This is a genomic window from Pedobacter roseus (genome assembly GCF_014395225.1).
Classification (GTDB): Bacteria; Bacteroidota; Bacteroidia; order Sphingobacteriales; family Sphingobacteriaceae; genus Pedobacter; species Pedobacter roseus.
Genome location: NZ_CP060723.1, coordinates 3,847,684 through 3,873,278, shown reverse-complemented (window position 1 = coordinate 3,873,278; position 25,595 = coordinate 3,847,684). Strand labels below are relative to the sequence as shown.

General features: G+C 40.5%; 15 protein-coding genes. 7 read left to right on the top strand and 8 right to left on the bottom strand.

What is annotated here, in order from left to right; all coding sequences use genetic code 11:
• Positions 1–134: 134 nt before the first annotated feature.
• Together H9L23_RS15845 and H9L23_RS15840 are read right to left on the bottom strand one after the other, a co-directional pair.
• A complete protein-coding gene (locus H9L23_RS15845; RefSeq protein WP_187591328.1) occupies positions 135–1,775 on the bottom strand; it encodes a SusD/RagB family nutrient-binding outer membrane lipoprotein in 1,641 nt (546 codons plus the stop codon).
• An 11-nt stretch (positions 1,776–1,786) separates the two neighbouring features.
• The gene (locus tag H9L23_RS15840) at positions 1,787–4,894 is read right to left on the bottom strand and encodes a SusC/RagA family TonB-linked outer membrane protein (protein WP_187591327.1); all 3,108 of its coding nucleotides are present in this window, start codon (positions 4,892–4,894) and stop codon (positions 1,787–1,789) included.
• A 118-nt stretch (positions 4,895–5,012) separates the two neighbouring features.
• Here H9L23_RS15840 and H9L23_RS26900 point away from each other — a divergent pair, with 118 nt between their 5' ends.
• The gene (locus tag H9L23_RS26900) at positions 5,013–5,141 is read left to right on the top strand and encodes a hypothetical protein (RefSeq protein WP_262892370.1); all 129 of its coding nucleotides are present in this window, start codon (positions 5,013–5,015) and stop codon (positions 5,139–5,141) included.
• A 321-nt stretch (positions 5,142–5,462) separates the two neighbouring features.
• Here H9L23_RS26900 and H9L23_RS15835 read toward each other — a convergent pair whose 3' ends face one another.
• A complete protein-coding gene (locus H9L23_RS15835; protein WP_187591326.1) occupies positions 5,463–8,609 on the bottom strand; it encodes a GH92 family glycosyl hydrolase in 3,147 nt (1,048 codons plus the stop codon).
• Between the two features lie 277 nt (positions 8,610–8,886).
• Between H9L23_RS15835 and H9L23_RS15830 the strand changes: the two genes are divergently transcribed.
• Positions 8,887–10,179: a glucosidase family protein gene (locus H9L23_RS15830; protein ID WP_187591325.1), complete on the top strand. Its 1,293-nt coding sequence runs from the start codon at positions 8,887–8,889 to the stop codon at positions 10,177–10,179.
• Positions 10,180–10,458: 279 nt separating this feature from the next.
• Here the strand turns inward: H9L23_RS15830 and H9L23_RS15825 are convergent, their stop codons facing one another.
• From H9L23_RS15825 to H9L23_RS15815, 3 genes are all read right to left on the bottom strand, one after another.
• Positions 10,459–12,804 (bottom strand): GH92 family glycosyl hydrolase, encoded by a 2,346-nt coding sequence (locus H9L23_RS15825; RefSeq protein WP_187591324.1) that lies wholly within the window; start codon positions 12,802–12,804, stop codon positions 10,459–10,461.
• A 17-nt stretch (positions 12,805–12,821) separates the two neighbouring features.
• Positions 12,822–14,225, bottom strand: a complete 1,404-nt coding sequence (locus H9L23_RS15820; protein WP_187591323.1) for a sugar porter family MFS transporter — start codon at positions 14,223–14,225, stop codon at positions 12,822–12,824.
• Between the two features lie 145 nt (positions 14,226–14,370).
• Positions 14,371–16,197, bottom strand: a complete 1,827-nt coding sequence (locus H9L23_RS15815) for a class I mannose-6-phosphate isomerase (protein WP_187591322.1) — start codon at positions 16,195–16,197, stop codon at positions 14,371–14,373.
• A 263-nt stretch (positions 16,198–16,460) separates the two neighbouring features.
• Between H9L23_RS15815 and H9L23_RS15810 the strand changes: the two genes are divergently transcribed.
• Complete coding sequence (locus tag H9L23_RS15810; protein WP_187591321.1) at positions 16,461–17,192, top strand: GntR family transcriptional regulator; 732 nt, start codon at positions 16,461–16,463, stop codon at positions 17,190–17,192.
• A gap of 211 nt (positions 17,193–17,403) precedes the next feature.
• Here H9L23_RS15810 and H9L23_RS15805 read toward each other — a convergent pair whose 3' ends face one another.
• Positions 17,404–18,300: an ROK family protein gene (locus H9L23_RS15805; RefSeq protein WP_187591320.1), complete on the bottom strand. Its 897-nt coding sequence runs from the start codon at positions 18,298–18,300 to the stop codon at positions 17,404–17,406.
• Positions 18,301–18,448: 148 nt separating this feature from the next.
• Between H9L23_RS15805 and H9L23_RS15800 the strand changes: the two genes are divergently transcribed.
• The 4 genes from H9L23_RS15800 to H9L23_RS15785 are packed head-to-tail and all read left to right on the top strand — an operon-like array spanning position 18,449 to position 24,880.
• Positions 18,449–19,090: an RNA polymerase sigma-70 factor gene (locus H9L23_RS15800; protein WP_187591319.1), complete on the top strand. Its 642-nt coding sequence runs from the start codon at positions 18,449–18,451 to the stop codon at positions 19,088–19,090.
• 47 nt (positions 19,091–19,137) lie between these two features.
• Positions 19,138–20,142, top strand: a complete 1,005-nt coding sequence (locus tag H9L23_RS15795; RefSeq protein WP_187591318.1) for a FecR family protein — start codon at positions 19,138–19,140, stop codon at positions 20,140–20,142.
• 33 nt (positions 20,143–20,175) lie between these two features.
• Positions 20,176–23,277: a SusC/RagA family TonB-linked outer membrane protein gene (locus tag H9L23_RS15790; protein WP_187591317.1), complete on the top strand. Its 3,102-nt coding sequence runs from the start codon at positions 20,176–20,178 to the stop codon at positions 23,275–23,277.
• A gap of 1 nt (position 23,278) precedes the next feature.
• The gene (locus tag H9L23_RS15785; RefSeq protein ID WP_187591316.1) at positions 23,279–24,880 is read left to right on the top strand and encodes a SusD/RagB family nutrient-binding outer membrane lipoprotein; all 1,602 of its coding nucleotides are present in this window, start codon (positions 23,279–23,281) and stop codon (positions 24,878–24,880) included.
• 198 nt (positions 24,881–25,078) lie between these two features.
• On the opposite strand, the gene H9L23_RS15780 is transcribed toward H9L23_RS15785, so the two are convergent.
• Complete coding sequence (locus H9L23_RS15780) at positions 25,079–25,576, bottom strand: hypothetical protein (protein ID WP_187591315.1); 498 nt, start codon at positions 25,574–25,576, stop codon at positions 25,079–25,081.
• Between the last annotated feature and the right edge of the window lie 19 nt (positions 25,577–25,595).

The following is a 25,595-nucleotide window of genomic DNA, read 5'->3' as shown; positions in this document are numbered from 1 at the left end:
ATAAGATAAGGGAAAGGCTGTTAACGGCGGTTTGCCGGAAACGAGTGGTTTTCTCATAGGTTTAAAATTTTGGTTAGAAATTTTTTAAAAAAAAAGGTAGGACAACTTTCGTCATCCTACCTGGTATTTGTGTGTTAGAAATTTGCTTTGTTAACGTCCCACCATAATCTGGTGCCGCCGTTATCTGGTCCGCCAAGCAAGGTTACTGCTTTACGTACCTCATCTTTGTTTCCGTTGCCGTATTCTGCTGTTGGATATGGCAATCTGCGAATCTGTAATTGGGTGTTGATTGTACCACCGCTATTGTTGTTGGCTACTGTAAATAGTTTTGGATAACCTGTTCTGCGGAAATCGGCCCAGGCCTCAGCTCCGTCAGGGAAAATAGCTAACCATTTCTGTGTAATAATGCGCTCTAATTTCACTTCGTTAGAAGCCGCTCCATCCCATTTAATGGTAATGGTACTTACTGCATCTGCATTGTTAGCCGGGTTTTTCGGATCTACATAAGCAGTTGGTTTGTTTACAGCATCCGCCAGATAGCTGCCAATAGTTGCATTCCATTGTTGCATTGATGTAGTTATACCGGTTTCATAATTGGTCTGTGCATCGCCTGCACCTGTCCAGCCACGTAATGCGGCTTCAGCTTTTAAAAACCAAACTTCAGCAGCCGTCATCAATATCTGTGGTGCTTTCTGTCCGATAGGTGACCTTGAATTGTCAGGTATAGATGAATTTAAACTCGAGTAGGTTTTGTAACCCGCTTTGCCCAAACCATTAAAAGAAGTATTGGCTCCTGATCTGATCCCTACATATTGTCCTGAAAACAAAGGATCGGTAGCTGGCGTACAATATATTGATAAACGCGGATCTTTGTAACCAACCATGTACGATTGTAGCGCTGCGCCCATAGCGTTATCACCGTCGTAATTTACAGTTACATTCCAAAGGTCGTTGTTTCTGTTACCCGACTGTGCAACAGCCGCATTATCACTTGGTGTAGTCATTAATCCACCTGCTGCTGCCATTGCTTTTTCTGCCTGTAACTTTGCCGTAGCCGGATCAACTTTAACAATACGCATGGCCAAACGTAACCTTAGCGAATTGGCAAGTTTAAGCCATTTTGCAACATCTCCACCATAAACCAGATCGCCGGTTTCGAAATAAGCTTTTTTACCAGGATTTGCCGCGATAAAAGCCTGCAAGTTGTTGGCTGCTGTATCAATCTGTTTAAAAAATTCGGTATAAACCGTTTTTTGGTCATCGTAAGCTTGCGAAATCAATGATTTACCTGCCTGAGTATAAGGAATCGGACCAAATTTATCAGTTACCCTATCCATTGCAATTACCTGTACTAAAAGTGAGATACCCCACGATTCTGGTGCAGTTGTTTTTAATGGTGATATGGCAATCTTAGAAATTGGTGCCATTACATTGGTGTACTGATCATTAAAACCAGTTTCGTTCCAGCCATTATTAAGCGAGTAGTTCATGTTGTTTATACCACCGCCGAATGGTGTTGGAGCCATCATGTAACCGCTAAAAGCATCAGAACTCAAATTCTGTGCAATTTGGTAGTTAGAAAATATATTCTGTTGGATAGGGCCGATGGCTGATTTCAATAAAGCTAAACTCTGCTCGGTAGTCGGTAAATTATCGTTGGTATTAAAACTTTCAAAGTTCTTTTTACAGCCCTGGTTCAGGCCTGCAACGGCTAAAAGTAAAACTAAAGACAAACCTTTAATTTTATGTTGAGATGAATGATATATCGATTTCATGTTTGTTCGTATTAAAATAAAACATTAAGGTTAAAACCAAAACTTCTGGTAACCGGTTGGTTAAAAACATCTATACCAGATAAACCATTACCGGTAGACATGGTAACCTCTGGATCGTAAGGTGCTTTTTTGTAGAAGTAGAACAGGTTTCTACCAATTAACGAAAGGCGCATACTTTTAAATGTTCCTTTTAATGGTAAATTATAACCTATTGAAGCTTCGCGCAAGCGAACTACGGTAGCGCTATACACATATTCGCCAGTTACACCGTTTCTATCACCTAAGAAAGAATAATAGCTTTGTGGGTTAATGGTAGCTGAAACTGCTTTTCCGCTGGCATCTACACCATCAATTTTAACACCGCCTTGTGCCCTTGCATCACCCGATGCTTTTGAAGCACCAGCCTGATCCATCAATGCTTCAGTAAGTGAAAGTACCTTACCTCCAAATTTACCATCTACCAGGAAGCTTAAGCTGAAATCTTTATAATTGAAACTGTTGTTCCAGCCCAACTGAAATTTAGGGTTTGCATTTGCAATCAGACTATAATCTGCACTTTTAACAGGAAAGTAAGGGTTTGCAGTCGATCCGTCACCAGTTAAAATGATGCGGCCGTTTGCATCTCTTTGTAAAGTATAACCGTAAATATCACCATAAGATCCACCTGCGGCTATACGTGAGATATAAGCATTGTTACCTCCACCTGTTAAATCGATCGAATTTAAACCTTGTGAAGCAGCAACATCAATAATTTTGTTTCTGTTCATCGATCCGTTGATTGCCGTGTTCCAGTTAAGGCCATCGCCTTTTAACACATCAGCGCCTAAAGTAAACTGTATACCCTGATTTTGAACATCACCTGCATTTAAGTAACCTGTTGCAACAAGTCCTGATGGTGCTGGTTTAACCGGAATGTACTGGTTTTTGGTGTTTGTTTTGTAATAGGTAAAGCTAAAATTTAAACGGTTGGCCAGAAAACGCATATCTGTACCAATCTCGAAAGATTTTGTTCTTTCTGGTTTTAACTCTGCAAATGCCCTGTTGGTATTAATGGTAAGTGCGCCACCGTTACCCAAAGTATTCTGGATAAAAGTTAAATAAGCTGGCACCGTGTTACCCACTTCAGCATAAGTACCTCTTATTTTGGCATAAGTAATCGCCTCTGGCAATTTCACCATTTGCGATACAATAAATGATAAGCCTACTGATGGATAGAAATAAGAAACATTTGGTGTAAATGACAGGTTTGAAGACCAGTCGTTTCTGCCTGTTAATGTTAAAAATGCCCAATCCTTATATGATAAATTCGCGTTTGCAAATACCGCCTGTAACTGGCTGTGGAAAGCATCACTCGCTTTAGTGGTATTCAAAACATCTGAGGTATAGGTGCCTGCATTGGCCACAATGGTATTATTCGGTGTGAATAAATCAACCGCACTCAGATCACCTGCTAAAGATAATCCTGAGGTTTTCTGATCGTTAATGCTACTACCAATTAATCCGTTAATCTTAAAGTCAGATCCTTTCAATGGTACGGTAACATTTAAGATCGCATCAGCATATTTCTGAATAAAAGTTTGGGTGTTCTGAGACAGATATCCTCTTCCATTTGAGTTAAAGTTTCCGTTTATACCCGAATAACGTCTGTTTTCAAAATCATCAGTAGTACGGTCTATATTTCCCCTGATCTGTAAGTTTAACCATGGAGTAAACTCATATTTCACATTTCCACTTAATAAATAACGGTTTCTGATGGCTGTATTTGGATTAAGGTTGGTTAAAAACCATGGGTTCTGGTTAACATCTGCAGAACCACCAAGCCAGTTCTGGCGGGCAGTACCCACATTGCCTGCAAGCAGATAATTGTCCTTATAAGGTGTGATATCAACTCCCCTTGGAAAAAGATATAGGCCTACCAAAGGGTTATTGTATAATCCAATTGATGGACTGTTATTTATACGTTGATTGATGTAACTTACATTTCCATCAACCGTTAGTTTGTTATTTAAAAACTTGGCTGTTTCGCGCAGGTTAATGTTATGTCTGTTTAGCTTGTTGCCTTCCTGTATACCACTTGCATAAGTATTGGCATAAGAAAAATAGGTTTGGGCAATTTCCGAACCGCCAGAAAAATTGATCGAATTGGTAGCGTTTGTCCCGGTTTGAAAAAACTGGTCAAGGTTATCAGTAGTGTTGCTGATAGGACCTCCCCAGCTGTCTCTGGTTGTAGCAGATGCAGGGCCATAACTGTTTTGGAATTCGGGTTTGTAAGCAATTTTATCAAAAGTTAAACTCGATGAAAAACCGATTTGTGTTTTACCGGCTTTGCCTTGTTTAGTCGTGATTAAGATTACCCCATTCTGTGCCTGGCTACCGTATAGCGCGGCAGCAGATGCGCCTTCCAACACAGTTAAGCTTTCAATATCGTCAGGGTTTAGGTTAGATATTCCATCACCACCGTCCTGGCCACCACCAAAAACACTGTTCTGTTGTGCGTTGGCATTACCGTTATTGCTGATAGGAACCCCGTCAATAACATATAAAGGCTGGTTATTACCGCTTACTGAACGGCTACCTCTTAAAATTACCTTGGCCGAGCCACCAACTCCCGAAGAACTTGGACTAATGGTCATACCTGCAACTTTACCATTTAAAGAATTTACAAGGTTTGGACTTTTAACTTTATTAAGCTCCTCGCCCGATACCTGTTGGGTAGTGTAAGTTAACGACTTTTCTGAACGTTTTATACCTAATGCCGTAACCACTACGGTTTCCAGGTTTTTAGAGTCAGGGGTTAATGTAACATCAAGCGTGCTTTGCGTGCCTACTGTAACTTCTTTGCTCTGGTAACCGATAAAAGAGAATACCAAAACATCGTCGGCTTTGGCCGCAATGCTATATTGTCCTGAAGTGTTTGTCTGTGTTCCACCTTGCGCGCCTTTTATCGTAATGGTAACACCAGGTACCGGATTACCGGTTTCGTCTTTTACCGTTCCTTTAATCGCATCCTGATAAACTGAATGGAAAGAAGTCCGGTTAAAATGATCTGCTGGAGTAGCCGCATACAGGCCTGCTGATGCATAAAGCAATAAGCATGTGAGCTGTAGAGATTTTTTCATATTCATTATGAATAATTTTGAATAAGTATTTGGTTAATTGTTTGCCGCCTTCAGGAGTTCCGTCCGTCAGGTTTTATAGTTAAGAGCGTTTTACTTATACAAATTGCCTACAAGGAAAATGAATTATTTTAAAATATTTTTTAGTAACGGTTTATCGACTGAAGCAGAAATGGATAACGACAATAATTTTAGCCATGGAGGCACTGAAAACACGGAAGATTTTGCCTATTTCAAATGCACGGGTTAGGTTTAATGAATCGTCATCTCTACTGAAGCGAAGTGAAATGGAGAGATTTTTTAAAAGGGGAGGGGCTTAAACCAGGTTCAAAGATTTCTCCACTGCGGTCGAAATGATGATACATCTATTGACTGTATTCACGATAACAACAAAAATAACCATCCAAAATTACAAAGTTCGCTCAGCTGTGCGAAGGTGACTTAGGTGGTCAACCAAAATGGTGGTAGCTATGGCGTGATAACTCTCAGTTCCGATAAAAAACTTACCTGTTAAGAAATAGTGTCAGATGGGTAACATCTGACACCACGAAAAATCTGCTGAAAAAACTTACTAATTAATGCCCCAGCTATAATTTGGTTTATTGCCCATAATCAACATCAGGTTACCACCTTTTAATAATTCGGAACTGGAAAAAGAAAAACTATTTAGCACTTTACCGTTAAGCGTTGCACTTTGGATATATTTATTCACCCTTGAGGTGTTTTTGGCCTCGATGGTAAACGATTTCTCCCTGCCATATTGATTACCAAGATCAATTACCACTTTGCTGAATAAAGGACTTCCGATTTCGTATTGCGGATCGGTGCTGCAACCGCCATCGGTTTGAAACAGACCCAAAGATGCCATCATAAACCAGGCGCTCATCTGTCCCTGATCTTCATCGCCTAAATAGGCATTGGCAATGTCAAAACCATAATACCTGTCGATAATCGCCCTGCTCCATTTTTGGGTGAGCCATGGCTTTTGTACAAAATTGAAAAGAAACGCAAAATGCATCGATTGCTGGTTGCCCTGCATAATCGGATAATCCCAGTAGGCATCATTTGGAGCATTAAAACGCCATTTATAACTCTCATTAAAACCCCATTCCAGTCTGTCGGTAAATTTTTTCTTTCCGATGATATTGGCAAGTCCGCGAATATCCTGCGGGACAAAAAAAGTAAGCTGCCAGGCGTTTCCTTCTACATAATGTTCGTTTGCACCTGATTTAAAAGGATCAAAATTTGGAAACCAGGTTCCGTCTGATTTTTTCATGCGGGCAAAACCAGAGGCAGTATCAATTACATTTTTCCACCAATTGCCCCTATCTGCAAATTCTTTATATTCCTTATTTTTTCCTAACGCTTTTGCAAACTGACTTACGGTCCAGTCATCATAACTATATTCTAAACTATTGCTAAACCGCCCCTTATCATAAGGCACATATTTATGCTCCAGGTAAGGCAATAAATCTTCATTTCCTGCCCGTCCTTTACCAACTGCTGCGGCCGGTTGGGTCTGCATTTTGTACACAGCCGAAAAAGCTTTTTGGGCATCATAATCGCGGATTCCCATTTGGTAAGCACCAACTATAAGCGGGATTTCGTGCTCGGCGACCATCACCGGGATATATTCCATTCCGGCAGGCCCTTTTGCCAGGTATCCATTTGCATCGTACATGGCCAGTTGCGATTTAACCCATTTGGATGACCATTCGGGCGTAACCAGGTTCCAGAACTGGTTTAAATTCCAGAAGGTATTCCAAAAGGCATCGCAGCCCAAAGCCACATCTTCAACATTGGCAAATTTTCTTTTTTGCTCGGTTGCATCAATCCAGGAGCCATCCGTATCGCTCCAGGTATTTCGGCTACACAATGCACGGTACATGTTATTGTAAAACCTTGTTTTCTCACGGCTATCGTCTGAAGAAATAGCCACTCTATCCATCAACTTATTCCAGGTACTGATATTCGCAGCGCGTACCGCATCAAATTTCCAGCCGAAAGGCTGTTCTACTTCTTCCTTAAGGTTACGGGCGGCACCTTCGATACTCACTAACGATATGCCCGAGCGGGCCTGTAGCACATTATTTTCTTTCGTGTCAAATTCTGCATACATGCCGGCATTATCAACAGCTGCACCTCTTATGCTGCTTCCTGATTGAGCTTTACCATTAATCCACCCACCAATTTTTTTGATGTCCTTGTCAAATTCGATGACAAAATTAATCGTATAATCCTGATCTACTCCGCCAGACCATGCATTTGCAGTCTGTTGTACGCTGTAACCTTCAATCCGGCGCTTATCCACCTTGGTGATCTGAAAGCCTTTAATCTTATAATCGTATTCTGCAGGCACCTTTAGGTCGATCATTACCCTTCCATCTTTTGATCTGGGGAAAGTATAACGTTGAAAGCCGCACCTGGTTGTCGAGGTCAGTTCTGCTTTGATACCATATTTTTTGAGCATCACCTTATAATAGCCGATAGGAGCTTCCTCACTGTTTTTATCAATGTTTGACCGGTAACCATCATTTTGCTTCTCCTGTGATCCGATCTGGTATTTAATTTCACCATTTACCGGCATCATTCCTAAACCAGCCATGGTCCATTCGTGAATATGGCTAAAAGTACCTATACTTTCTATCGTTGGATCATAGCCGGCCATCCAGCCTGGATTCTGGTTGTCGGGACTTAGCTTAACCATACTAAAAGGCATCCATGGACCAGGGGCAATCATCCACCTGGAGTGTGCAGTACCAATTTTGGTATCGGCATAACCAGCGCTGGTTTTTAAGGGTTGATCAGAAACCAATACCGCTCCCGCTGCAATCGTTTTTCCATCCGATATGACCTGCCAGGTGGCCTTCTCCCGTTTTTTAGCTATAGGCATTGGCGCTTCCAATATATATCGGCCGGTATCGATCTGGCTGCTTAATACATTTTTTCCATTAATTTTTATGGAAACTGTGGGGTGATTGGCTAAATGTTCAATATCTACCAGCAATGGCTGTACCTTCTTTCCATTTTTGGAGAGGGTGTAATCTGCCGCTTTTACATTCCTGATATATAAATCCTTCGATGCTAAAGCATGGATTTCTGCCGGTCCTTCCAGCCTAACATCATCAAACACCAGCCACGAACCTTCCAGTATGGTAAATGTTACCGTATTACCTCCTGCATGAAGCAAACCTGGCGGAATGTCGATTTTGTAAGGTTCTGCCTTTATATCATTCGTATTTCCGTTAATTCCGCTGGTTTTTTCATTTTCAGAAAAACGGAATTTAAAATCTTTTCCATTAACGGTTACTTTAAATAGGGGCGGTTTTCTGCCGTTATACGCCAAAACATCGGTAATCAACTGAAATTTTTCTGTAGTCTTAAATGGTTTTAAATCAAAAAGGATGTTTAACTGGTGCGAACGGATGCCCGAGGTAGGGCCTGTGCCTCCCCAGCCATCAGCAGTACCCGGCAACACATAAGGCCAATCAATAGCAGGGGTCGATTTTCCGATCAGGTAATAACGGTCTTCCCAGCCAAAATCGTTCGCTAAAAATTGTTGATAATTGCCTGGAGCCAGTGCAAAACCATCTGATTTATTGTCTTTTTCTCCTATTTTCCAAACGGTATGACTTTGGGCAATACTTAAAGCGGGAAAAATTATGGTGAGGAGGGTTAGTGATAATAAAAATTTGAGTAACACTTTAAAATTTTTCATCTTGATTGATCTGATAGGACTTATAATTGATCTACGCTCTTTAAAATAAATTGATTATGTATGTACAAACATAGCTTGCTATAAGTTAAGATCAAAATTTAAAATGGTTAAAATAAAAATGGCTTTAAAATGCTTTTAGCCAGTTATATATTACGGATAAAAGGTAATTTATCCTCCCTGATTAGGTATCTCCATGGATGAATAAATATTTATTGAGAAATATTTGTAAATTAGATTAATGTGTATATGTTTGTACATATAAATTTGTTAAAGCCACATGAATAAAAATATAGCATTAGCAGCACTGATCGTACTTGGTTCCCGAGGGATATCTTCGGCGCAAGAAACCGGGTTGACCGCAAAAGAGCAGAAAAATGTTCAGCCAGAGGTGATGAACAAGGTTAAAACCATGGCTGAAGAACTGATCAAAAAAGGTTTTACCGCTGGTGATGGTTATGGAGAAGTTTGGATAAGGGATTTAAATACCTTTATCGAGCTCAGCTGTAAGGTGAACGATAAATCGCAGATCAGAAAACACCTGATCACATTTTTTCAGTTTCAGCAGCCTGATGGATCCATTTTGGATGGTTACATTCCTTCAGAAAAAGCAGGTACTGAAGGCAAATTTTACAAATCTGATCTGGTTCCCGGATTTCTTGGTCATAAAAATACGGTAGAAACCGATCAGGAGACCTCATTAATTCAGGCGATTGCAAAATATATCCGCATTACAGGGGATAAAACCATTTTAAACGATAAAGTTGCAGGTTTAACGGTTAAAAACCAGATGGAAAGGGCGATGGATTTTCTGATGAAGGAACGGTTTAATGAGAAATATGGCCTAATCTGGGGAGCAACCACTGCCGATTGGGGCGATGTACAACCAGAACAGGGCTGGGGAGTGGTGATAGATGAAAATACTCACCGGGCAATTGATATTTACGATAATGCCATGTTTTTAATTGCTATAGAAGATTTTATAGCTGTTGGAGATTTAAATACTGATCAAACCCGTAAATGGAAAGGGATTTACAAGAATGTGCGTCAAAATATCAACAAATATCTTTGGGATGATCAGGCACAGAAATATATTCCGCATGTTTATTTAAATGGTTCCCCTTTTCCGGCATCGTTTGACGAATCAAAAGTATATTATCATGGTGGTACGGCAGTTGCTATTGAAGCTGGCCTGTTAACCAAAAAACAGGTAAAGGAAGCTTATCAAAAGATGCAGCAAAATGTTAAAGATGCCCATGCAGCAACTATCGGCCTTACACTTTACCCGGTTTATCCGGCAGGTACCTTCCAAAATAAGGTAATGGGGCCATATTCTTACCAAAATGGAGGCGATTGGACCTGGTTTGGGGGTAGGATGGTTACCCAGCTTATAAGATATAATTTATTGGCAGAAGCGAAGGAAGCACTGGATCCGATGTTGGCCAGGGTAATCAGTAATAATGGTTTTTACGAATGGTACACACCCGATAATCAACCAAAAGGTTCTTCAAGTTTTAGAGGCGAAGCCGGCGTATTGTGGACGGCTATTCGTGAGCTGGAGAAGAAGAAGTAAAGTACGGTTGAAATTCGGTTTTTGAGTTACACAATAAACACACATATAATAATAAGATGGGGTAATAAACGATAGGTTTATTGCCCTTTTTTATGGATAAACCAGCGAAAAATAATTCGGGAGATCGTCATTCCCAACCCGATAGCTATCGGGTCGATTGGGAATCTTAATGCATTGTGCCTTTTGTTAGCTTTAAGATTTCCGCCTGCGCGGGAATGACGACAAATCTCTGAGAATGACAGAATAAATGGAATGGTCTGATTCCCATTATTTTACTCATCAATACTTATCTTTCGGCGTTTTCTCCATGTGGATCAACAATTTCCCGCCATTTTGAATATCCTTAAGTTTCATAAAAGGAGTATTTAGTGCATTACCATTAAGCGAGAATGACTCCACATAACTGTTATCCTTGTTGTTATTTTTGGTTTCAATTTCGAAATCCTTTCCGCTAAAATATTGTTTATTGCCCTTAATCCTGATGGTGTTAAAAAGCGGGGCAGATAACCCGATTTCCGGCGAAGCATCGCTAAAACCCTTTACATCAAAAATACCCATAGATGCCATTACATACCAGGCACCAAGCTGGCCCTGATCTTCATCCTGCCCATATCCGTAACCATGTATGCCTTCAGTACCATAAAAATCATCCAAAATTTTTCTCACCCATTTTTGGGTAAGCGATGGTTTTCCTGCATAATTGAACAGCCACGAAATGTGTAAATTGGGTTGATTGCCATGATTATACAGGCTCTCCAACCCAGAAAAAGCATCGATCGTGGTGCCGCCGCCAAATTTATTTTTTTCGGATACGGTGAAGATACTGTCGAGCCTTTTATTAAAATCGTCTTTACCAATGGCCGATATTAAACCCATCGGGTTTTGAGGAACATAAAAAGTGTACTGCCAGGCATTTCCTTCCTGAAAACCTCTCCATGCAGCTTTGGGGTTAAAATCGGATATGAATTTCCCCTGCTCATCTTTAGGCCTGATGAACTTGGAAGTGGGATCAAAAATGGTTTTCCATGCATTTGAAAGCGTTGTTAAACGGTTATAATCTGCTGTTTTATTCAATAATTTTGCCCATTGGCCTACAGCATAACAGCTAAACGCATATTCGAGTGTGTGCGAAGCCGAAAACTTCCAGTTTTCATCTGATCCGGTACCCTGATCCAGGTGATTTACATAGCCATATTTTAAAAACCTTTCCAAATCAGGTTTTCCGGCACCAAAAGGACGGTTTTTAAATTCCAATTCGTTTTTGAGGGCTGCTTCGTAGCCCGTTTTTACATCAAAATCACGAATACCCGAATTGTAGGCCGATGCAATGGCCAAACTCACAAAATTTGTTCCTACGCCTGATACATAGCGGCTATTGGCAATGCCATCTGCCAGCCAGCCCGAATCTTTATACACCAATAACTGACTTTTAACCCAATCCGAATAATATTCGGGATAGGCGATGGCCCAAAGCTGGGTTAAATTCCAGAAAGCACCCCAAATCGCGTCGGTATTATAGTGGTTATGTAAGGGTACATTATTTTTATCGAGTGGGATTCTCCCGATTCCTCCATCGTTTTTGGGATAAGCGCCATTTACATCGCTAGCTAAACCACGGCCAGATAATGCATGATATAAGCCTGTATAAAATTTGGTCAAATCTTGTTTGTTTTCTGAAGTCACCCTGATTCTGCCAAGGTAGCTTGCCCAGGTATTCAATGCCTGTTCTTTGGCCTGGTCGAATGAAAGATGAGCTGCTTCCTGCTTTAAATTTAGCCTGGCGTTTTCAATTGAAGTGTAGGAGAGACCTGCTTTTAAGGTAATGCTTTCTTTTTCTTCAGTGGAAAAAGTGAGGTACAAACCTGCGCCTTTACCACTTATACTTTTTTTGCCCTTTGAAATGTTTTCTCCACTAAAAGTGCCGAAAGCAGTGGGTTTTTTACTTGCTACCACAGAAAAGTACATTTTTACGTCGGCACCGGGCTGATATTTCTGAACATAAACAGGCTGTGTAATTACATATCCTTCAATTTTCCCGTCCGGAGTGAGGTACACTTTTGCATCGGTTACTTTGCCACTCTCGCCCTGTTGATGTCCGATATCAAAAATGACATTGGCCTGTTTAGATTTTGGAAAGGTGTAACGATGAAAAGCAACTCTTTTGGTCGAAGTGAGTTCGGCCTTAATCTTGTAATCTTTCAATAATACCGAATAATAACCCGGCATGGCTATTTCATCCTGGTGATCGAAAGTGGAACGGTAACCTGTTTCAGGTTGTTCTAAACTTCCGGCTAATGTTTGCAGTTTTCCTACTGATGGGGCAAAAACTACTCCTCCGATCTGAAATTCGTGAAAATTGGCAAAACCTTCTATCGAAGTATGTCTTTGGTCGTAGCCTACCGCTTCCCAACCACTTTTATTGCCATACGATCCATTGGTTGATGGTGCTGGTTTGGCCATTCCAAAGGGTACAGCTCCCGGCGTAAAATAAAACCAGCGGCTGTGTGCCGTGCCAATGCGCGGATCTGCATAAGCCAATAAATCGCGGTCGGATTGTGCTTTTACCCGACTGCAAAATAAAGTGGTCAGCAATAAAATGGCAACCTTAATTCTGTTCGATGTCATATCCATAAATTCATTTGTTAATGAAAAAATACTGGTTTATCGCTATCCTCTTTCCAGTCGTTTTCTATTTGTTCAAGCGATTTTCCCTTGGTTTCGGGCAAGAGTTTATAAACCACAATAAACGCGATGATACAGAAAAAGGCGAAAAACCAAAAAGTACCTGCACTGCCAATTTGATTGAGTAAAATAGGGGTAATCTGGCCAACAATGGTATCGGCCACCCACATTACCATAATGCTAATAGCCAGGGCTCTTCCTCGTATGGCACCAGGAAATATCTCTGAAGCCACTACAAATTTTAATGGTCCGATTGAACAGGCAAAACAGGCTAAAAATGCCAGTACACATACTAAAAGCCAAATGCTTGAAGTGGCATTAAAATAGAAACAGATTCCGGTAAGGATTAATGAAACTGCCGCTCCTACAGTGCCATAAAGGTACAGTGGTCTTCTGCCCCAGCTATCTACTTTCCAGATGGCAAACAGGGTAAAAATCATATTTGCCAAGCCAAAAATAATCTGACTGATCAGCGAATTGCTTAATGAGATGCCTGCATTACCTAGTATTCTTGGTCCGTAATATATAATAGCGTTAATACCACTAAATTGAGAGAATAGCGGTAATAAAATACCGATTAATAATGCTTTGCGCATGGATGGCGCAAATAATTCTTTATAAGAGCTTTTAGAATTGTTGCTTTCTGTTGTAAACTGTTCCGGATGAATCTCAGGCAATGTTTGTCCGGTAATGCTGCTGATAATTGAAGCGCCTTCTGCTGTCCGGCCTTTTTGTATCAACCACCTCGGGCTTTCTGGAATGAGTAATAAACCAAACAAAAACAAAACTGCCGGCAGTACACCCATGCCCAGCATACCCCGCCAAACTTCCTGGTTAAATATGCTGTTTAATGCCGAAGCATTAACATGCTGAGCGGAAACTCCGTTCAACAATGCCGCATTGCTCAAATAAGCGACTAAAATGCCAAGTGTAAGTGCAAATTGATAATAAGTAACCAATCTGCCCCTGATCTGTGCGGGAGCAATTTCGGAAATGTAAAGAGGGACTACATTTGAAGCGATACCAATGCCAATACCACCTAGCACCCGAAAAGCAATAACACCAGAGAGGTTAGGGAATAATGCACAGCCCATAGCAGATACCACAAAAAGTACAGCGGTTAAAATTAATGGTTTTTTCCTGCCGAACCTATCGCTTAGCTCACCTGAAAAGGCCACACCGATAATACAACCCACCAAAGCAGAAGATACGAACCATCCTTCCTGTGATGCACTTAAAGCAAATTGCTTTTGTACCAGGGGTAAAACCCCGGATATAACGGCCATATCAAAGCCGAATAAAAAGCCACCTAAAGATGCTACAAGCGTTATTAAAAGCACACTGGTTTTTTTTTGCTTACTCATAATTTATAATTGGTTAAATTTTTATTACTACTAGCATATTGTCAGTAGGGAGGTCGTCTTTCCCGCGCAGGCGGGAATCTTAAAGCATTTTGCATTACGATTCCCAATCAAGTTGGGAATGACGATCCGCTAGTCAACACTTATATTACAGCGCCCCAAAATTCACGTCATCTTTTACAAAAGCCTTAATTACTTTTGCCCTGCCCACACCGGTATTAATTAGCGTATAACTTTCGGCTGCGGCAGGAATTACAAAAGTTTCTGCATAGTGAAAATCAGTAACCTGGCCATCTTTATTTTTTACTTTGATGGAAGAACCTTCTACAAGCATCAGTATATGACAAACATCGTTTGTTTTTACTGTAATCTCCGTATCGAATTCCAGTCGGTGAACATCATAAAAATGTTCCTGATGGGTTGGAAGGTGAATTAACGCCCAGTCTTCCCCTTTTTCAATCACTGCTGGTTTAGCAATCAGGGTATCAGTAACCACAATTCCTTTTCTATCGAAATTTAGGTTTTTAAAAGCATGTTCAATATTAATGGGCCGCGGCTGGCCATCTAATCCCAAACGGAGCCAATCGTACATTTTAAAGGTAAAGATGTAGGGTGTTGCACTAATCTCGAGTACTAAGTTATTGGCTCCGGCACTATGCACCGTGCTATTTGGAATTAAAAAAAGATCATGTTTTTTCGCATCGTGTACCTGCACATACTTTTCGATGTCTATTTCCTGGCTTAATTGCTGACTATTAATTAATGCCTTATTAAATTCAATCGGGTTAATATCTTCCTGGAAACCCAGGTAAACTTTAGCATCCTCATTACACTCCAAAATATAGTAAGTTTCATCCTGGGTAATGTTTTCACCAAATTCTTCCCTAATGTATTTTAACGATGGGTGGCATTGAACAGAAAGATTTCCGCCATCCATGGTATCCAGAAAGTCAAATCTGATCGGAAATTCAGTTCCGAAAATTGATGAATGTTTGCCCAGTACCGATTGATTTTCGGTTAACATTAAAAAATCAAAGGCAACTTCCAGCAGGTTACCATTACTTTCGAAAACAATGCCATTTTCAGGCACAATAAGTTCAAAAGACCAGGCGTAGTTTACTTCGTTTTTATTGAGCCCCTCAATGTTTTCCTGTAACCAATGGCCACCCCACGCGCCGGCTTCAAACCACGGCCGAACACGGAATAGAGATTGACTAATGTGTTTTAAGCCTTCTTTCAGGTCTTTTGCTATAACCCAATTTACTGAACTTTTATGTTGTACATCGGCAACCAGACTGATCCCATTTAAAATTTGAGCTTTATGGTCATTAAGTACCACCCAATCTACAAAATAAAATCTTTTGTACATTTCAGCAGCACTTGCGGGCTTATCTGCCCCGAGGTTGCTAAGCGCGTTGGCACGCATTCGGTACTGAATTTCGTTTTTAGGGATTTCGAGGTAAATGATAGGGGCATTCCAATCGATTAATGCAGCACCGATTCCGATTACAATATTTACTTCGCATTCAACATCGGGTTGGATAGAGCGGTACCCGCTTTCAAAAAAATCTTCGAGTTGGAGGGTGGATTTTTTGCCCCAAACGCTTTTGGTTTCTCCCAGAAAAGGATTGACCAATTGAGCAATTTCGTGGGTTGGCTTGATATGGTCTGAGAAACGGATCCAGTTAACCTTTACATTCTTTTTCTCAAACTCCTGTTGCAAAAGCAATTCTACCTCTTGCCAGAAAACGCCTATATAACCATCAATAATTACCGTTTCCTGTTCAATAATCCAAGATGCCAGTGACGAATAATCATTAAATATTTTGTTGTTGCCTAAAGGATGTACAGGGTACAGGTTATAGCCATTTTCGGGTTGATTAAAATGATCAATCTTTTCTGGCAAAATCCTTTCACCGCTTTTTCTCCATTTGTTAATTACGGGTGTTTCCTGAACGTTATTTTTTACTTCCATAAATTGGACAATATCATTGTTTTATAACAAATGTATATATGTATGTACATATATCCTAATATTTTAAAATAATTCTTATTTTCTGTTTCAATAAGGCTTTGATTTAGGTTGATCTAATTATTTCCAGGAGAAGTGATCTGAAAATATCGTTTTACTTTAAAGGCTATATACATACATAATGTTTCTGTTTATAAGCGCTTTTTTTATCTTTGCTAGGATGCATTTCGCATTTCTTGTTGCCTAAAGAGATGCATGATAAAAAAATGAAATTTTCAATTGATCATAAAAGCCCTGTGCCTTTACACATTCAGGCAGAAGAATTATTGCGGAACCTGATTAAAGATCCCGAATATGCCACCAAATTTCTGCCGAATGAGGTCGACATGGCTAAACAATTGGCAATATCCAGAACCACCCTTAGGCAAGCATTAAATAAACTGGTTTATGAAGGTTTGCTGATTCGCAAAAAAGGCATCGGTACCAAGGTTGCAGAAGTTTCGGTTAGCTCTAAAGCGAGTAATTGGTTAAGTTTTTCGCAAGAAATGCAGGCAAGAGGCATTCCGATCAAGAATTTCGAACTTCACATCAGCTGGGTATTCCCTGATGAGAAACTGGCCCATTTTTTTGATATCGCTACGGATAAAAAAGTATTGAAGTTAGAGCGTTTGAGGGGGAAAGCAGAAGGGGCTTTTGTTTATTTTATCTCTTATTTTCACCCGCGCATCGGGCTTACAGGCGACGAAGATTTTAAACGTCCGCTGTACGAGATTTTGGAGAAAGACCATTCCATCATTGCTGATCTATCAAAAGAAGAAATAAGCGCTAAAGCTGCCGATAAATTTATTGCTTCGAAACTGGATGTAGAAGTTGGAAGCCCTTTGCTTTTTAGAAAACGTTATGTTTTTGACCAGGGCGACCGGCCCATCGAATATAATTTGGGCTATTACCTGGCAGATAGTTTTGTTTATACGGTGGAGAGCAGGCGTGATGCGTAATTAATGATAAAAGAATCTTTAACAAGACTATAATAGACAAAAGGCATTAGTGCGATCGTCATTCCCGCGCAGGCGGGAATCTTAAAGCATATTACATTAAGATTCCCAATCAAAGTTGGGAATGACGTATCGCAGAGGGGCTAGCATAATATACTTTCCTGTCGATAATATTGGTTTATAAAATAAATTAACGCTCAGGCCTGTGCTTCATTTATATTTTTTCCGCTGCTTCTTTATTCTCCTTAGCCCAGCAGCCTGCAGCGCCAACAAGGGCAGCATCTTCATTCAGTTCGGAAATATGGATCGGGCAATTAATGCCTTGCGATTGAAGGTATTTAATCACTCCGGGGATAAAACGACTGGAAGCATTGGCAATATTACCGCCAATTATTATCGCCTCTGCTGCATTATCCTGTTGAAAACCTTTTAAAAAAAGTCCAAGGTTTTGGCTAAACTCTGTAAATACTTTTCGCACCGTTGGACTTTCGTCGTAAAGCAGGGTAAGTTCGCGAACATTTAAAATGTTTAATCCGCTAAGCTCGTAATAACGTTTTAAAAACCATCGTGTAGAGAGGTAATCTTCGGCTATGCCATCCAAAAAAGGGGCACACCACAAATTGGCATCTGTAATTTTTCCTTCTGCGCATACCGCGCTGCCCAAACCGGTACCTAAGGTGATCCCGATGAGGTTGGCGTAATTACGGGCTTCGCCCGCAAAAACTTCGCCTGCTAAAAAACAGGAAGCATCATTACTCAATAAAATCTGATCGCTGCTGATCTGCAGTTCGCTGGCCAACATTTCTTTAACGTTGAGCCCATAAAATGCAGCATATTTATCGTTTCCGGCAATATAAGAAATACCATTTTCGTAATCGAAAGGACCGGGCATGGCAATGCCCAAACAGCCAATTTCCTGGTCAACTTTTTTATAGGCCGCTTTGATGTTATCGGCCCATGTTTTGATAATTTGCTGGGTTGCGCCATGCGAATCTACACGTTCGCGGGTAAAAGACTTTTTAAGGATGTTTCGTTGTTGCATATCGATTACGGCCGCGGTAATATGCGATCCCCCAATATCAATGCCCAGCACATAATTGATTTTATTCATTGCTTCTGCTTCTATAGATCTATAAATGGCTTGTGCCGGGAAGGGCACTAAAAGAAGAACCCTTTTTTTTGTCAAATTGCCTACAGCAGCAAGATTTTTTTATGAAATATTTTTTATTACCTTACATTTGATTCAAAAACTAACCAAGTTGAAAGCAGTCAAGCCAGATCTAGTCGTTTTATGGAAGAAGATTTGTCTCGAAGATGATATAACGTCCTTTGAGCAGCTTTATCGCTTTCTGTATGGCAGGCTGCTTAAATTTTCCATTTATTATGTAACCGACAGGCAGGCTGCGGAAGATATTGTTACTGAAGTATTTGTTAAATGTTGGGAAAACCGGAAGGAAAGTACCCATGTGCTCAATCCTGAAAGCTACTTTTTTATCGCGGTAAAAAATCAATCACTTAAATACCTTAAAAAAAATTCATCGGTTACGTTTATCGATTTAGTTGATACAGAAGATGATGTTTCGGTGAATATGCAAACCCCCGAATATATTATCGAGACCAAAGAACTGCACAGGCAACTCGACCTGGCCATTGCAGGTTTGGCGCCACAGGCAGCAACGGTTTTCAGGCTGATCAAAGAAAGCGGAATGAAATATAAGGAGGTGGCCGAACTGTTGAATATTTCACCACGAACGGTGCAAACACAATTGTTCAGGGCCATCGCAAAACTGCGGATTGTGCTGCAACCTTTAAAAGACAGTGGTACAGATGAAAAAAAGCTTGGAAAAATGATCTCGCTGGTTATCTTAGTGGGAACTTTATCTTTTTTATATTTCTTGTAGGCAATTTTCTCATAAAAAGGAACATATCATAAAGGACGGAACACAAAATGACAGATCAAAGATTTACAGAATTGCTTGGAAAACAATTGGCCGGAGAAATTTCGCCGGATGAATCTATTGAGCTGAAATCGATTTTGGCCGATAATGCAGCGCTGAAAAAAGAACATGATGTGTTACTTACCTATTTTGAGTCTGAAACTGTTGAAGATGAAAATATAGATCCCGTTTTTGAGCGGATCAAAAGCCAGATTAATATTCCAGGAGAATCGAATTTAATCGTTCGTAAAAGTAAATCTTCTTACATCTGGCTAAAAATTGCTGCCGTTTTAGCAATTGCTTTGGCTGCGGTTCTCCTTTACAACCGGGGAAACATTTTCTCTACGCAACCTGATTTATTAAGCGTACAAACCAAAGCTGCTGAGGTTAAAACCATTGTATTGGCCGATGGCTCTACTGTAAAAATCAATGCGGGCAGCAGCTTAAAATATCCGGCCCGGTTTAAAAATGATACCAGGGAGGTTTATCTGTCGGGTGAGGCCTTTTTTGAGGTGCAAAAAGATGCGGCACATCCATTTATCGTACATACAGAACAGCTAGCAATAAAAGTGCTGGGTACTCAATTTGATGTAAAAGCCTACAAAAACGATACTTTTACCGAAACCACTTTGATCAGGGGAAAGGTATCGGTATCGCTGGAAAATAATAGCGACCAAACTTTTATTTTAAAACCGAATGATAAATTTATTTTATCTAATGGCAAAGGAAGCGTAAGTCAGCTGACGCTTTTCAACGGGGCAGGAGCAGATAAAATAGTTGAAACGGCCTGGCTTAACCATGAACTGATCTTTAAAAATAACCGTTTTGATGAAGTAGCCAAGCTTTTTGAGCGCTGGTATGGCATAAAAGTAAACTTTAAAGAACCAGAACTAAAAGCAATTCAGTTTACCGGTCATTTCGAAAAAGAAAGTCTTACCGAAGCCTTAAACGTGCTAAAACTCATCGAAAACTTCAATTATTCGGTAAAGGGCAAAAATGTGTATATCTACCGTTAGCACACAACACTTTAGCCATGTATATTTGTTGCCATGAATTTTGTGCAGCGGATCATATTGTTAATTGGATTAATTTTTCCGCTGTGTGCTTCTGCGCAAACCAAAGTTACCCTGAATTTTAACGATGCCAGTTTCGAAAAGATAATTGAAGCGATACAGAACCAAACTGTTTACCGTTTTGCCTACAGCGAATCCAAAATTCCAACACATCACGTATCCGTTAAGGTAGAAGAAGTGGAAGCTATAAAAGTTATTGAACAGTTACTGCTCAATACAGGTTTTACCTATTCAGTACTTCCTAATAATTTAATCGTGATCAGAAAAAATACGGAAGGAAAATTGAATGCAGATAGTGTCCGTTTTTTAAAGGAAGTAGTTATTACAGCGTTGGGAATTGAAAAAGACAATGAAAAAGTGGGTTACGCTTTAACCACCATCAAAGGGTCTTCCATTGCCAAAGCCAGGGAAAGTAATATGATTATGGCTTTACAAGGCAGGGTAGCCGGGCTTAATATTACGGGTGTAAACGGTGGACCAGGCTCTGCCGCACGTGTACTGATCCGCGGGGTTTCGAGCATGACAGCGGCTTCACCTTTATTTATTGTAAATGGCGTACCTATTGATAACAGCATCAGGGGCAGTGCAAACGAATATGGCGGGGCTGATTATGGCGACGGCATCAGCAACATTAACCCAGATGATATTGAAACCATCACGATATTAAAAGGTTCGGCTGCTTCTGCTTTATATGGTGCAAGGGCAGCTAATGGCGTAATCCTCATTAACCTGAAAGGAGGTGGAGAAAATACCAATGCTAAACTGGAATACAATACCAATCTATCTTTAGATCTCCCTGTAAATTCTACCGATTTTCAGTATACCTATGGCCAGGGTGCGCAGAATAAACGGCCTACTGATCAGTACAATGCCATTTCTACCAGTTTATTGAGCTGGGGAGAAATGATGGACGGGAAGCCGAGCGTTCAGGTTGATGGTTCTATGCGTCCATATTTGCCGGTTAGAAACAATATCCAGAATTTTTACCGTACTGCGCCTGCTTTTATCAATACCTTATCGCTTGTGGGTGGAAATAACCGGAATAATTACCGCATTTCAGCTTCTAATTTAGATTATAGTTCGCTGCTGATTAACAGTGCTTTAAACCGTAAAACATTTAATTTTTATGGGACGGTAGCTTTAAGCAAAAAGCTCTCGCTTAGCCTCACCGGAAATTACATTTACGAAAAAAATAAGAACAAAAGTTATTTAAGTGATGGTCCTTTAAATGCCAATTATGGGATTTCTGCACTGGCTACCAGCTTAGATCAATCTATTTTAGCGCCGGGTTTTGATGCTGAAACAGGTTTTGAAAGCCGTTGGAATGCCGACGAATATAAAACCAATCCTTATTTTTTAATGAACAAACAGGCTGATTATGCCACCAGGAACCGTTATATCACTTCGGCGGTATTAAAATATCAGCTGGCCAGCTGGGCATCACTTCAGGGCAGGATTGGCTACGATTCCAGTAAAGATGAAGTGGTGAGTATTTTGCCTACCGGAACGGCTTTCTCGATCAACAGACAGGGTGGCATAAATGCGTACAATCAAAATCATACTTCCGAACTGAACAGTGATATTTTATTCAGCGCCACACACGACCTCAGCGATAAACTAAGCTTCGAACTTTCTTTGGGTGCAAATTACCGCAATAGAAGGGGTACAAATGAGAAATTAGTCGGTTCACAATTTAAGATTCCTTATCTGTACGTTCCGGAAAACCTCATCACCAGTACAAAAACACTGGGCATATCGAGAATTGTAACCGAATCTGCTTATTACACTGCTGATCTCAGTTATAATCGTTTTATGAATTTTTCTGTTACAGGCCGTTATGATATCTATTCAACTTTACCCGCCCATAACCGTGGCATATTTGTACCCGGGGTATCAGGCAGTTTTATATTTTCGGATCTTTTAAAAATAAAAGGGCTCGATTTTGGTAAATTAAGACTCGATTTTGCTAAAACAAGCGGTGAACCCATTGTGCCTTACACCACGCAGATTTATTACACGGTAGATAATCAGGTAAACGGTGTTCCGGTAGGTGGTTTTTCAGGCGATCTGCCCAATTACAACCTAAAGCCTTTTACTTTGAACGAAATAGAGGCTGGTCTTGATCTTAAATTTTTTAATAACCGCCTGGATATCGATTTTACCTATTTTAACCGCCTTACCCACAACGAAATTATCAATGCCAAACAATCGGTTACCACAGGTTTTACCTCCGCTTATGTTAACCTTGGCGAAACCCGGAACGCAGGTATCGAGCTGGCTTTGGGTTATACGCCGATCCTCACCAAAAATGCAAAGTGGCAGGTCAACCTAAACATGACCAAGGTGAAAAATACACTGCTTTCAATCGATGGCAACAGCAATTATACATTAACGGGTACCTACCGACCTTTAAACGCCAATACAGCGCTCGTAGTGGGAAAGCCGATTACGCAGATTATGGCTTACGATTATTTACGCGATGCCAATGGAAATGTGGTTATCGGTTCGGATGGCATACCTAAAAGGGGAAACTTTATCCCCATGGGCAGTACGATCCCAAATTTATATGGCGGGATCACTAACAGTTTTAACTACAAACAATTTAGTTTTTCTTTTTTGATTGATTACCGTTTTGGCAATAAAATCTTATCCGCAACTGCTTATTACAGTTATGTGCAGGGCTTAAACAAAGCTACTTTGGTAGGCAGGGAAACGGGTATTGTAGCTGATGGCGTGCTGGAAAACGGGCAAAAAAATACGATAAATGTACCTGCTTATGCCTATTATCCCGAACTGGCTACCAATATTTCTGCATTATCGGTGCTTAACGGTAGTTTTATCAAATTAAGGCAGGCTACATTGGGTTATAACTTTAATCCACGTTATTTAAAAAGAACTCCTTTTAGTAGTGTAGCGATTGACCTGGTGGCGAGAAATCTGTTTACATTGCTAAAATACAGTGAAAATATAGATCCTGAATCTCAGTTTTCGCCAACTTTAGGTTATGCCGGGATAGAAGGCGCTTCATTACCAGCCGCCCGTACTTTTGGGATCAACTTTAACTTTAAATTCAAATAAGATGGTGAGGAAGGGTTTTTATGTTTTGGGTTTATTCTTAGTGATGTTGTTAGGCGGTTGTTCAAAGGCAAAGCTCGATGAAATTAATACCGACCCGACCAAACTTACCGAAAACAATTACGATCCCAACAGTTTGCTGGCGCAGGCGCAGTTAAAATATGCTAATTTGGGTTATTATCAGCTATTGTACCAAAGTACCATGATGCAATTGCTGGCCTCAACCTATTATTATTATAACAATGGCGATAAATACATCAATGTTGGCAGTTTTACCGATTATCAGGGACGTATTTTTGACGAAGGTTATATGGATGCTTCCTACATCAGGGAAATGCAGCGTTTGGCCAGGTTAAAAGATCCTGTTGCTTATCAAAACCTGATTGCAATAGGCGATATCATGTTCGTGCTGATTTTGCAACGGATTACCGATACTTACGGCGATGTGCCCTACAGCCAGGCTGTTAAAGCCATGGAAGGCATTAAATATCCGGTTTACGATCGTCAGGAAGATATTTATACTGCGATGCTGAATGATCTTGATGCGGCCACGCAACAACTGGATGCAGAGAAACCATTGCCAACTGCCGATCTTTTTTATAAAGGCGACATTAACAAATGGAAAAAGTTTGGCTACTCTTTAATGTTAAGGGTGGCCATGCGTTTGACCAAAGCTAACCCTGAAAAGGCCAGAGTGTGGGCAGAGAAAGCTGCCGGTAAGACTTTTCAAAGCATCAATGATAATGCAATACTGTTAACCGATGCTTCTTCTTTTAGCAGTCAGAATGGTACTTCGTTGGCCTTACGCACCTATTCTGATTACCTGGAAGTGCGCTGGAGCAAAACTTTGATCGATCAGCTTAAAAATACCAACGATCCAAGGCTGGGTATTATCGGTGAAATACCGAAAGATGGACTGGCAAAAAATGCAGATCAGAACCTGACGGGAAATAGCGATGCCAATGTTCAATTGGGCATGCCAAATGGGTATGACCTGCAAGGGGGAAGTACCGATATCAGCCGTTCGCCAGAATACCCGGGTGGTACGGGCAGCGGAAGTGATTTTGCACCATTGGGTAAATACTCGAGGCCACGCACCGGAATGTACCTGAAATTGGGTGGGCCGATTTTTATCCTGAGTTATGCCGAAATTGAATTTCTACTAGCCGAAGCCAAGGTAAGGGGTTGGAATGTGGAAGGAACTGCAAAGCTGCATTATAGCAACGGACTAACAGGAGCCATCCAATCTTTAGCACAATTGGATCCCCTGGCTGCGGTTGAAGCCAATAAAATTATTGACTTTGTAAATCAAAACCCACTTGACGAGACGAGTACGGAAAATTCGTTAAATGCCATCAATACGCAATATTGGGTAACCACTGGAACCGATTTTAATTTTATTGAGGCTTGGTTAAACTGGAAAAGAAGCGGTTACCCTAAACTTGTACCTGTAAATTATAAGGGCAATGTAACCAATGGCACCATACCAAGGCGCCTGATTTACCTCTCTACAGAAATCCTGAACAACCCGCAAAATTATAAAGATGCGGTGGCCAGGATAGTTGGCGGGGATGTGCTTACGGCGAGGGTGTGGTGGGATAAGTGAGGGAAAAGGATGTAAGATGGGAAATGTATGATGGATGATTTGGACGAAAATAATTTGTACGTCCAAGTTGGCGCTCTTTGTACCCTATTCTATTGGTCGGTGTCTCACCAACCAAGAAGATAACTTTATTCAATCTATCTTTTATGCCGGTAAACTATCGGTCGGTGGAACACCAACCGATAGGTAAAAGAACCAGGGTTAAAATGCATACATATTGTTGCTACGTAGGTTTTCGATGGCTATTTTAGCACAATCAGCGAAGGTATTGTAGTTACGGGTTTCTTCCTCTACACTGATTAAGGGTTTATATCCATATTCACTAAAGAATAATTTGGTATGTGTATCATAGTTTGTAAGAAAATCAGTTAGCGAAGCTAGGTCGGCATCCAGGCCTTCACTTTCGAAGTTAAACTGACAGGAACTCTTATAGGAGATGAATATATCGTCGCCTGCTTCAAATGAAATTTCGACACTGTACTGGCCCGGACCAGTTTGGGTAACAACTTCTTTTTCATTCTTACCTCCTATATCATAAATGATATTGAACGTGATGTACATGGTGTTTAACGAATCAACCTTTTCGCCGGTAATCTCAAAACCAGATGAATAGCCCCAATTAGTTTTGCTTTCTGCCAAATGTTCGTTGTTATAGATGTATTCATCTATCCGGATAGGCTGTACATTAAATATTTTCATTTGAGTAATTTATAGGTAT